Origin of the sequence: Clostridioides sp. ZZV14-6150, from assembly GCF_020657875.1 — a bacterium.
Taxonomy (GTDB): domain Bacteria; phylum Bacillota; class Clostridia; order Peptostreptococcales; family Peptostreptococcaceae; genus Clostridioides.
The window spans coordinates 16,506-27,680 of record NZ_JAGWDA010000027.1 but is presented as its reverse complement, the minus strand read 5'-3'; the positions used below and the strand labels follow the sequence as shown (position 1 = coordinate 27,680).

Below are 11,175 nucleotides of genomic sequence, written 5' to 3'. Positions count from 1 at the left end.
TTTCAAAGTTCATTTTTCATGTTTGCCCTTTTCTTAAGGACAAGTAATACTATATCACCTTAAAAATAATTCGTCAATACTTTTTTTGTTTTTTATTTTAAAAAAGGTTATAGCTCTTTGTTTTTTTTAATACATTTAACTAAAACTAACAGATATAACCCTTGATATTACAAGTAACACATGCATATACAGTTTTTCCTATTTTGCAATTTTATTTTCATAAGAATATGAGTTAGCTCTGACTCTATCTGCCCAAACATTTATACTCTTAACTTTATTAACCTTAGTTGTACTTTCAAATATATCCATTGCATCCTTACAAAAATATACCATAACATCAAGAACTAAAAATCCAATACAAACTAAACATAAAAAATCAATTACTTGAAACATCACACATTCCCCCAATAATTTTTTATATATAGTATTCTCAAAACTTATTCCTTTTTCCTTCCCAAAAATTACTTTAAATATTTTCATAATAAATTACTTTCAATCATATTTTCTAAATATAAAGTTCCAATCAACAAAAACTAATATCAGTTTGTAACGTTTGTTGGTAATTTATAAATTAAATACATGAAAATTTTTTTAGAATATATAAAAAGCATTCTACATTGACATTTTAAATAAAATAAAGCTATTTATTGATAATTTAATAGCTCTATTCTATTTAAAACTTAGTAGAATGCTTGTATTTTTTATTTTTCTTCTTCTTCTTTATTTTGATTATTATCAATAGGTTTCATAGTTGGGAATAATAATACGTCTCTTATAGATGGAGAATTAGTTAATAGCATAATAACTCTATCTATACCTATTCCTAGTCCACCTGTAGGAGGTAAACCTACTTCTAATGCTTTTAAGAAATCATCATCCATTTCAAAAGCTTCATCATCTCCTAATTCTCTTTTTCTCAATTGGTCCATAAATCTTCCTTTTTGGTCAATTGGGTCATTAAGCTCAGAAAATGCATTAGCTAATTCCCACTTATTAGCAAAAGCTTCAAATCTATCAGTTCTTCTTGGGTCTTCAGCATTTCTCTTAGATAATGGAGATACTTCAACTGGATGATGTGTTATAAATGTTGGTTGGATTAATTTATCTTCTCCAAACTCTTCAAAGAAAGCATTTATTACTTCCCCTCTTCTCATTCCAGGTTTTATTTCTATGCCTTTTTCTCTAGCAATTTCTAATGCTTCTTCATCTGTATTTATTGTAGAAAAATCTACACCAGAATATTCCTTCACACAATCTTCCATAGTCATTCTCTTCCAAGGAGGTGTAAAGTTTATTTCTGTTCCTTGATAGTTGATTATCATGCTTCCTGTAGCAACTTCAGCCATATGTGCAACAACATTTTCTGTTATCTCCATCATATCAGTGTAGTCTGCATATGCTTGATATAATTCTATAGCCGTATATTCAGGATTATGTTTTAAATCCATACCTTCATTTCTAAACATTCTTCCCATTTCATAAACTTTATCAAATCCACCAACAATAAGTCTCTTTAAGTATAATTCGTTTGCTATTCTTAAATACATTGGTATATGTAAAGTGTTATGGTTAGTTATGAAAGGTCTAGCATTTGCTCCACCCGCTATAGTATTTAATATTGGAGTTTCAACTTCTAAAAATCCTCTGTCATCTAAATATGCTCTTAATGCTTTTAATGCTTTCGTTCTAATTAAAAAAGCATTTTTTACTTCTGGGTTCACTATTAAATCAACATATCTTTGTCTATATCTTAATTCTTGATCTTTTAATCCATGGTATTTTTCTGGTAAAACTTGTAAAGATTTGCATAATAATACTACAGATTTAGCCTTTACAGATATTTCTCCCTTTTTAGTTCTAAATATTTCCCCTTCAATACCAATTATATCTCCAATATCATATGTTGAAAATACACTATATTCTTCTTCCCCTATAGCATCTAATCTTACATAAGATTGAATTCTTCCTTCTTGGTCTTGAATATCTATAAAACCAGCTTTACCTTGTATTCTCTTGCTCATTATACGTCCTGCTACTTTTGTAGTTTGACCTTCAAGAGCTTCAAAGTTATCTTTTATTTCCATAGAATAATGAGTTCTATCATATCTACTTTCTTTAAAAGGGTCTCTACCTGACTCTTGTAATTTTTTTAGTTTATCTCTTCTTACTTGAAGTACTTCACTAAGGTCTTCTTGAATTTGTGCTTCTTCATTGCTTTGTTGATTATTTTTCATTTTTTTCCTCCAGATTATCTTCTTATTTCTAATATTTCAAACTTAGCAACTCCATCAGGAACTTGCACTTCTACAACCTCTTTAGCAGCTCTTCCTAAAAGCGCTTTTCCTACAGGAGATTCGTTTGATATTTTACCGTCATATGGGTCTGCTTCTGTTGAACCAACTATAGTATATTCAACATCTTCATCAAATTCTAAATCTTTAACTTTAACTATTGAACCTATTGTAACAACATTAAGGTCTATTTTGCTTTCATCTATGATAACAGCTTTTCTAACCATATTTTCTAATTTTAAGATTCTTTCTTCAACTTGTGCCTGTTCCTTTTTAGCTTCATCATACTCAGCATTTTCAGATAAATCACCAAAAGATATAGCAACCTTTATTCTCTCTGCAACTTCTTTTCTCTTTACAACCTTTAAATTCTCTAATTCTTCTTCTAATTTATCGTATCCCTCTTGTGTCAATAAAAATTCTTTATTCTCTTCCATTATAAATACAACTCCTTCACAAATTTCTTAGGAATTTTCCTAATTATATTTTAAAATTTTTATAATCTTTTTTTAATTTATGCGCTATATTATAAGTCACTATTATTTTTATGTCAAGGAGTCTTCCATATAGTACTCCAATTTCGACACAACTTCTTGATAGTCTTCTATTTTATTAATTTCATCTCTCAGTCTTGCAGAGTTTCTAAGACCTTTTAAATACCAAGCGATGTGTTTTCTCATTTCCCTTACAGCTACATACTCTCCATGTTCTTCTACTGCAAGCTTTAAATGTTTAATGGCAGTACTTATTTTTTCGTTAAGAGTTGGCTCTGGTAAAATCTCGCCTGTATTCATATAATGGTTTATTCTTTTAAATATCCACGGGTTACCCTGAGCACCCCTACCTATCATTATAGCATCACAACCCGTTTTGTCTAACATATTTATTGAATCTTCTATTGTAAATACATCACCATTTCCTATAACAGGTATATTTAAATTTTTCTTAATATCTGCAATTATATCCCAATCTGCTTTACCTGTATAATATTGCTCTCTCGTTCTTCCATGTATTGCTAAAGCACTTATTCCACAAGCTTCTGCCATCTTTGCTATCTCAACAGCATTTATATTATTATCATCCCATCCTTTTCTTATTTTTAAAGTAACTGGTTTCTTTGAATTCTTCACTACCGCCTTTAATACCTGCTCTGCAAGTTTAGGATTTTTCATAAGTGCTGAACCATCCCCATTTTTAACTACTTTTGGAGCTGGACATCCCATATTTATATCAAGGATTTCATTTGGATATTCATTCATTATTTCTGCTGCTCTTCCCATAAAATCTGGTTCAGAACCAAATATCTGAACAGCTACAGGATGCTCTTCTTTTTCTATCTTAAGCATTTTTTTAGTATTTTCATCATCATAGCAAAGTGCCTTACCATTTATCATTTCTGTATATAAAAGTCCACATTCTTGTTCTTTACAAATTAATCTAAATGGAAGGTCTGTTACCCCTGCCATAGGTGACAGAAAAACTTTATTTTTTAATTCTAAATTTCCTACTTTCATCGTTTTTCTCCTATATTTTCCTTTGTTTTTGTGATTTTATTTCTAAATCTGCATTTCCTCATTATAATATACCACATAACACTAAAAAACTATCATAAAAAGGGAATTGGATATATAATCCAATTCCCTGTATTAATTATTCTTGGTTTTTTTCATATATTATTCTTAATCCTTCTAGCGTTAAAAAACCATCTACATAATCTATACTTTTTGTTTCTGAAGCAATTAGTTTAGCTAGTCCACCTGTAGCTATAACCTTAACATCATCACAATTTAATTCTTTTTTCATCATATTTATTATTTTATCAACTAAACCTACATATCCATAAATTATACCAGATTGCATAGCTGATACAGTACTTTTACAAATAGTCATACCTGGTTTTGCTAATTCTACCCTAGGTAATTTAGATGCACTTTGGAATAATGCCTCACTAGATATTTTTATTCCTGGTGCTATTGTACCCCCTAGATATTCACCTTTTTCAGAAATAGCACAAAATGTAGTTGCTGTTCCAAAATCTACAAGTATACTTGGTGCTCCATATTTTTCTATGCCTGCTACAGCATTAACTATCCTGTCTGCTCCAACTTGTTTTGGATTATCATATTTTATATTTAGACCTGTTTTTATGCCTGGACCTACTATCAATGGATGCTTTTTACAGTATTTTATACAAAAATTTTCAAGAGAATGCATAACGTTTGGAACTACAGATGATATTATTACATCATCAATAGCATTTATATCCACATCATCATACTTAAATAAGCTACTTATTAGAATTCCATATTCATCAGATGTTTTTTCCTTATCTGTTTTAATTCTCCAATAATTAACTAACTTGTCACCTTTATATATACCTAAAACCATATTAGTATTTCCAACATCAAATACTAGAAGCATATGTCATTAACCTTCTTTCTATTTTTTGCTTTTCTTAAGTACAGCAGCAACGGCAGCTACTACTAAAGCTCCTACTATTGCTTCTGGTACTCCATTTGCTGCGGCAAGAGCCATTATAACCTTTCCTGCTGAACCATTTTGACCCATTGCTTGAAGATACTTGTCAGCATATAAAACATATATCATTCCTAAAACACCAGCTGTATTTAACAAAGAACCTACAGCTCCTGTAATTAATCCAGATATGTATACCTTACTTGTAGCATTGATTATTAGTTGATATACATAATAAGCCAATATACCTATCATAACTCTTGGCAATATTGAAACTAATGGATTTATAAAAACAAAAGATGTTACTGTTGGGTTTACTATAGCGTTTAAAAGACTTGATACTCCAAATATAAAGCCTATTGCTGCCCCAACTATTGGTCCTTCCATAATAGCTCCAATAATAACTGGTATATGCATTATAGTTGCTTTTGTAGGTCCAACTGGAATAAATCCCAATGGAGTCATAGATAGCATAATAGAAATAGCTGATAGTACTCCTATTATAGTCATCTTTCTTACATTTACTTTTCTTACTGATGCACTTGTGTTCATCATAAAAAATACACCTCCGTTCCAGCTCACTAACGATGCCGGACTACTTAATTTTTTGATTTTTCTTACTCTTATTTTTTATCATTATGAGTCAGGCTACTACTTTCAGGATGCCTGCTCTAACAAGAATAATTTTATCAAGACGAGTTGCCATTGTCAACAATTTGACAAGAAAAATATGCTAATTTCATCATATTTCTCATTTTTTTACTATGTCTTTATATGCTATTATATTTTCTACACTATCAGCTTTTTTTACTGCATTTATTATACTTTTTTCCACAGCCTCTACAGCTAATGAACCTAATAACGTTATATCTGCTTCTATTTCACCTTTTGACATTGTGAATATTGTATCTCCATCATGAGGTGTATGGATAGGAAAAATAGCTTTTGCATACCCATCATGACCCATTTGAGATATTTTTTTACATTCAGCTTTAGTCAACTTAGCATTCGTTGCTATAATTCCAATAGTAGTATTATCTATACTAAATCCGCCTTTACTTGCACCTTGTTTCATCAATTTGTATGTATCAATTGTTTCTGTTTTTTTATCATTTAAGGCACCTGCTATAACCTTTCCATCCTCATAAACATCTCCAAGAGCGTTTACAGCAATCAATGCAGATACAATCAATCCATTATCAAGTTTTATAGAATAACTTCCTATTCCACCTTTCATAGCATATTCTTGCCCTCTTATCTTTCCAACAGTAGCTCCACATCCTGCTCCATAATTCCCTTGATTTAAAACAGTTGTATTTGCTACTTCACAAGCTTTATAACCCATTTGTATATCTGGTCTACACTTAAAATCTCCTACTCCTAAATCAAATAAAACTGCGCCCACAACTATAGGAACTTTGCCAACTCCAACATCAAAACCAATTCCTCTCTCTTCTAAGTATCTACTTACTCCACAAGTAGATTCAAGACCATATGCAGAACCTCCTGCTAAAACTACAGCATGAACTTTTTGAACCATATTTACAGGGTCTAATAAATCGGTTTCTCTAGTTCCTGGAGCTGACCCTCTTACATCAACACCACAAGTTGCACCTTCTTCACAAATCACTACTGTACATCCAGTCATCCCTCTTCTATCCTCAACTTGCCCAACCTTTAAACCTTCTATATCTAAAATATTATCATACATATCCCTTTTCTCCTCTTATAGAAACTTCACCCGAAACAATTTCTTTTACACTTCCATCACTACTTTGAACCACTAAGTTACCATCTTCATTTATATCTAAGCATTTAACTAATTCTTTATCATTTCCTTTTAGTACATATATATTCTTATCTATAATCGCAGAATAATCTCTACATATTTTTAAAGTTTCTTCTTTTGAGTTATTTGCAATATAATCTAAATATAACTTTTCGAATTCAGCCAATACATTTCTGACAATATCTACTCTAGACAATTTGTATCCTTCTTTATACAATGAGGTAGCTTTCTCAGCTATTTCTGGCTCAAAGTCCATTATTTTAACATTTATTCCAATACCAAGAACAACATAATTTGTTCTTTCAATCTCAGCAGACAATTCTGTTAGTATACCACATATTTTTTTCCCATTTAAAATAACATCATTTGGCCATTTTATTAAAGTCTTTGCCCCTAGATTATTTAAAGCTTGTGTTACACTTGCTCCTGCTATTAAAGTTATAAATGGCGCTTTAAACGGTTCCATATCTGGTTTTAGAATAATACTCATCCAAATCCCTTCATGAGGTTTGGAATCCCAAGTTCTTCCTAATCGTCCTTTTCCCATATCTTGATGTTCACTTAAAATCACAGTTCCATCTATACTATTCACAGCCACTCTTTTTGCGTATTCATTGGTTGAATCTACAGTATCAAGATGCTCAATATTCTTACCAATAAACTCTGTTTTTAATTTATAGTAGATGTTCTGTGGACTTAATAAATCAGTTGGATTTTCTGCTAATCTATAACCTTTTTTATTTACAGATTCTATATTATATCCCTCTTCCTTTAGAGCTTTCATATGTTTCCATATAGCTGCACGTGACACACCTAATTGCTTTGACAACTCTTCACCCGAAATAAACTCAGATTTATTATTTAATATAATTTCTATTATCTTCTCTCGCATACTTCACCTCTAATATGACATGATTTCATGACTTATTTTCTTCTAATAAGTAATTATACATTATTAATATATTTTTAATACTACTAATTTTAAAATTCCTTTTTAATATATTATCATAAGTAAACATATATACCCATACCATTGATTTCCATAATTTAATATTCTACCTAATCTTTGATAAAACCACAAAAAAACTGAAAGTATTAATTAAATTGATATATGCAAATATACTTTGTTTATCAATTTAACATTATACTTTCAGTCTTAATATTTAATCCTTAATAGATAATACTCTTAAAATAATCAATGTTTTAAAATTATTTATCTTCATCAGATTTATTTTCTTGATTTTTATTTATATCAACAACATTGTTTCTTTCTTCTCTATCTTTTTCTAGATTTATAGTTAATTGCTCTTCAGTTTCTTTAGGAGAATTTTCCTCTGTAATTGCATTTTCAATATCATTTAATGGTAATTCTTTATTAAATGCTTTTATAAATTGATCTGCATCTAAAGTTTCATAGATAAGTAGGGCTTGAGCTACATACTCCAGTCTATCCATGTTTTCTTGTAATATACTTCTTGTCTTATCATATGCACCATCAACTATACGTTTTGTTTCTTGGTCTATTTCAAAAGCAACCTCTTCAGAATAATTTCTCTTACTTGAAAAACTATTACCTAAAAATACTTCATCATCACTGTCAAATGACATTGGACCAAGTTTAGAACTCATTCCATATTTTGTTACCATACTTCTTGCAGTAGCTGTAACTCTTTCTAAGTCATTTGATGCTCCTGTAGACACATCTTTTAGCACTAACTCTTCTGCTACTCTACCTCCAAGTAAAACTACTATGTTTTCTTTCATCTCATTTTTAGTAGCATAGAACTTATCTTCAACAGGAAGCTGCATTGTAAATCCTCCTGCTCTTCCTCTTGGTACTATTGTAACTTGATGAACAGGACTTACTTCCTCAAGTATATGAGCACAAACTGCATGCCCGCCTTCATGATATGCTGTAAGTCTTCTTTCTTTTTCACTTATTACTCTTGATTTCTTAGCTACACCTGCTATAACCTTTGTTATAGCTTCTTCTATAGTTTCCATCTTTATTTTCTTTTCTCTTTTTCTAGCTGTTAGTATTGCAGCTTCATTCATTAAGTTTTCTATATCAGCAGGGGTAAATCCTGGTGTTCTTCTAGCTAATACATCCATTTTAACATCATCATTTAGTGGTTTATTTCTTGAGTGAACTTTAAATATAGCTTCTCTACCTTTTACATCTGGTGTACCAACAACTACTTGTCTGTCAAATCTTCCTGGTCTAAGTAAGGCTGGGTCAAGTATATCTGGTCTATTTGTTGCTGCCATGATTATTATACCTTGGTTTACTCCAAATCCATCCATCTCAACTAGAAGTTGATTAAGAGTTTGTTCTCTTTCATCATGACCTCCACCAAGACCTGCTCCTCTCTTTCTACCAACTGCATCGATTTCATCTATAAATATTATAGCTGGAGCGCTTTTTTTAGCTTGCTCAAATAAATCTCTTACTCTTGAAGCCCCAACCCCAACAAACATCTCAACGAAATCAGAACCACTTATACTGAAAAATGGCACTCCTGCTTCTCCAGCAACTGCTCTTGATAGATATGTTTTACCAGTTCCAGGAGGTCCTACCATAAGCATTCCTTTTGGTATTCTTGCTCCTAATTCAATGTATTTCTTAGGATTCTTCAAGAAGTCTACTACTTCTTGTAAATCTTCTTTTTCTTCATCCAATCCAGCTACATCTTTAAACGTAACTCTAGTTTTTTCATCATCCTTATGAACCTTAGCCTTTGACTTACCAAAGCTCATAACCTTTCCGCCTCCACCTTGAGACTGATTCATAAATACAAACCAAAGAATTACCATAAAGAATATTAACAGTAATGTAGGTAGCATCTCAACAAACCAAGGTGTAGATGGTTTAGCTTCACCACCAAATGTTAATTTTCCAGCCTTAGCTTGATCTAACACTTCATCTGCCAGTTTATCTCCCATTATTTCTGTTGGAACATATGATTTAAACTTTGTATTTGTATCTTTTATAGTACCTTCTACAGAAGTTTGATTTACAAAGTACAATCTTGATATATTCTCATCGGTTAATTCCCTATATACTTGGGAAAATTTTAAATCTTTTATTTTTTCTGTAGGCTTACCTGAGAATTGAACTATACCTACTATAATTATAAAAACAAGTAGATAAAAACCTGCCCCTTTTAGCAACTTATTCAATATAGAAGCCCTCCTTTCATACATTGCTTTGCCCTATAATTTGTTAAAATTAATTTTTAATACTTCTTTTGTGCTTTCATCAATTTTATAATTCTCACTGATTTTATAATCTCCAACACATATTATTCCTTCACTATCTGTGATTATAGGAATTTTACATCTTTCTTCTCTTGGGATTTTTAAATCTATGAATAAATCCTTCACTTTTTTACTTCCCATAGCAAGTTTTATCTTATCACCTTGCCTTCTGCTCCTTATTACTATACCCCCTTTTACCTTATTAAAATCAAACCCTTTAGATGAATTGTCTAATTTCATACTCTTATACCTATCTATACTCATTACTTGGGTCTCAATAATTTGTTTTAATTCTTTTATTTTTATAAACCCATTACTAGGTATATTGTAATAAAATTCAATTTCCTCACTAACAATTTCCTCATTGGTTAATATTATACTGTCTTTTTTTCTATAAACAAATATATTTCTCGGAAGAGTTATCATTTTATTTACTTTTGAATCGCTTTCTAAAGACATTATGTCCTCTATATGTTTTTGATCAACAAAATTAGTATCTCCTAGTATATGTTTTATAGAATTTCTAAGAACCCTAACTTTGATAGCATCATGTAAGCAAATAAAAGCTTCTAAATTTATGTCTACAAAGCTCTTTTCTTTTATATTTGAAACTTCTCTAAATTTAGCTTCTGCCTCTTTCTCAATATAATCGTTATCACTTTTTAAGCTATTGCTCATCCTCACTATAGATTCTATTACATTTGAATTAAAATTATCCTTCATATATGGTAAAAGGTCTAACCTTATTTTATTTCTAGTGTATATGTTTTCTAAATTTGTTTTATCTATTCTAGGATTTAAATTATAAGCTTTACAATATTCCTCTATATCTATTCTCTCTACATCCAAGATTGGTCTAATTATACAGTTATCTCTAATATAATCAATTCCTTTTAACCCCTTAAGACCTGTTCCTCTCATAATACGCATCATGACAGTCTCAGCTTGGTCATTGAGATTATGACCTATAGCTATTTTGTTAGCTTTAATCTTATCCTTAATTTCATAAAACATTTCATATCTTAGCTTCCTTGCTCCTTCTTCTAATGATAACCCCTCATTTTCACAATATTTTGGTACATTAATAGACTTTACAAAGAATACAATTCCCATATCCTCACAAAGCTTAGATACATATAATGCATCTTTTTGAGCTTCTATTCCTCTTATTTGATGATTTAAATGTGCTGCATATATTTCTATATTAAAATCTTTTTTTAATCTATTTAGTACATGCAATAAACAAACTGAATCAGGTCCTCCAGAAAGACCTAAAACTATTTTATCGCCTTTTTGTATTAAATTATGTTTATTTATAGTACTTAGTACCTTATCAAATATCATATTTATCCCTCTTACACT

The 11,175-nt window shown here is 30.5% G+C and carries 10 protein-coding genes; all 10 read right to left on the bottom strand.

Annotated features, from left to right (window positions below; translation table 11 throughout):
* Window positions 1-198: 198 nt before the first annotated feature.
* Complete coding sequence (locus KGF41_RS19675; RefSeq protein ID WP_227483267.1) at window positions 199-393, bottom strand: hypothetical protein; 195 nt, start codon at window positions 391-393, stop codon at window positions 199-201.
* Between the two features lie 308 nt (window positions 394-701).
* Window positions 702-2,234, bottom strand: coding sequence for a lysine--tRNA ligase (gene lysS / locus KGF41_RS19670; protein ID WP_227828677.1), 1,533 nt, complete (start codon window positions 2,232-2,234; stop codon window positions 702-704).
* 14 nt (window positions 2,235-2,248) lie between these two features.
* Window positions 2,249-2,728 (bottom strand): transcription elongation factor GreA, encoded by a 480-nt coding sequence (greA, locus tag KGF41_RS19665; RefSeq protein WP_227828676.1) that lies wholly within the window; start codon window positions 2,726-2,728, stop codon window positions 2,249-2,251.
* 108 nt (window positions 2,729-2,836) lie between these two features.
* Window positions 2,837-3,805, bottom strand: coding sequence for a tRNA dihydrouridine synthase DusB (dusB, locus tag KGF41_RS19660; RefSeq protein WP_227828675.1), 969 nt, complete (start codon window positions 3,803-3,805; stop codon window positions 2,837-2,839).
* Window positions 3,806-3,941: 136 nt separating this feature from the next.
* Window positions 3,942-4,712, bottom strand: a complete 771-nt coding sequence (locus KGF41_RS19655; protein WP_227437521.1) for a type III pantothenate kinase — start codon at window positions 4,710-4,712, stop codon at window positions 3,942-3,944.
* Window positions 4,713-4,730: 18 nt separating this feature from the next.
* Window positions 4,731-5,321: an ECF transporter S component gene (locus KGF41_RS19650; RefSeq protein ID WP_227483268.1), complete on the bottom strand. Its 591-nt coding sequence runs from the start codon at window positions 5,319-5,321 to the stop codon at window positions 4,731-4,733.
* 196 nt (window positions 5,322-5,517) lie between these two features.
* Window positions 5,518-6,477, bottom strand: coding sequence for a P1 family peptidase (locus KGF41_RS19645; RefSeq protein ID WP_227828674.1), 960 nt, complete (start codon window positions 6,475-6,477; stop codon window positions 5,518-5,520).
* A complete protein-coding gene (locus KGF41_RS19640; protein ID WP_227828673.1) occupies window positions 6,470-7,447 on the bottom strand; it encodes a biotin--[acetyl-CoA-carboxylase] ligase in 978 nt (325 codons plus the stop codon). The genes KGF41_RS19645 and KGF41_RS19640 overlap by 8 nt, the downstream gene beginning before the upstream one ends.
* A gap of 317 nt (window positions 7,448-7,764) precedes the next feature.
* Window positions 7,765-9,735, bottom strand: coding sequence for an ATP-dependent zinc metalloprotease FtsH (gene ftsH, locus KGF41_RS19635; RefSeq protein ID WP_227842930.1), 1,971 nt, complete (start codon window positions 9,733-9,735; stop codon window positions 7,765-7,767).
* 33 nt (window positions 9,736-9,768) lie between these two features.
* On the bottom strand, window positions 9,769-11,157 hold the full coding sequence (gene tilS, locus KGF41_RS19630) for a tRNA lysidine(34) synthetase TilS (protein WP_227828671.1): 1,389 nt from the start codon (window positions 11,155-11,157) through the stop codon (window positions 9,769-9,771).
* Window positions 11,158-11,175: the final 18 nt, after the last annotated feature.

Coding starts and splice junctions, on each gene's coding strand:
- KGF41_RS19640 (WP_227828673.1), bottom strand. CDS start 7,447: ATGCGAGAGAAGATAATAGAAATTATATTAAATAATAAATCTGAGTTT.
- dusB (WP_227828675.1), bottom strand. CDS start 3,805: ATGAAAGTAGGAAATTTAGAATTAAAAAATAAAGTTTTTCTGTCACCT.
- KGF41_RS19650 (WP_227483268.1), bottom strand. CDS start 5,321: ATGATGAACACAAGTGCATCAGTAAGAAAAGTAAATGTAAGAAAGATG.
- KGF41_RS19655 (WP_227437521.1), bottom strand. CDS start 4,712: ATGCTTCTAGTATTTGATGTTGGAAATACTAATATGGTTTTAGGTATA.
- lysS (WP_227828677.1), bottom strand. CDS start 2,234: ATGAAAAATAATCAACAAAGCAATGAAGAAGCACAAATTCAAGAAGAC.
- KGF41_RS19645 (WP_227828674.1), bottom strand. CDS start 6,477: ATGTATGATAATATTTTAGATATAGAAGGTTTAAAGGTTGGGCAAGTT.
- KGF41_RS19675 (WP_227483267.1), bottom strand. CDS start 393: ATGTTTCAAGTAATTGATTTTTTATGTTTAGTTTGTATTGGATTTTTA.
- greA (WP_227828676.1), bottom strand. CDS start 2,728: ATGGAAGAGAATAAAGAATTTTTATTGACACAAGAGGGATACGATAAA.
- tilS (WP_227828671.1), bottom strand. CDS start 11,157: ATGATATTTGATAAGGTACTAAGTACTATAAATAAACATAATTTAATA.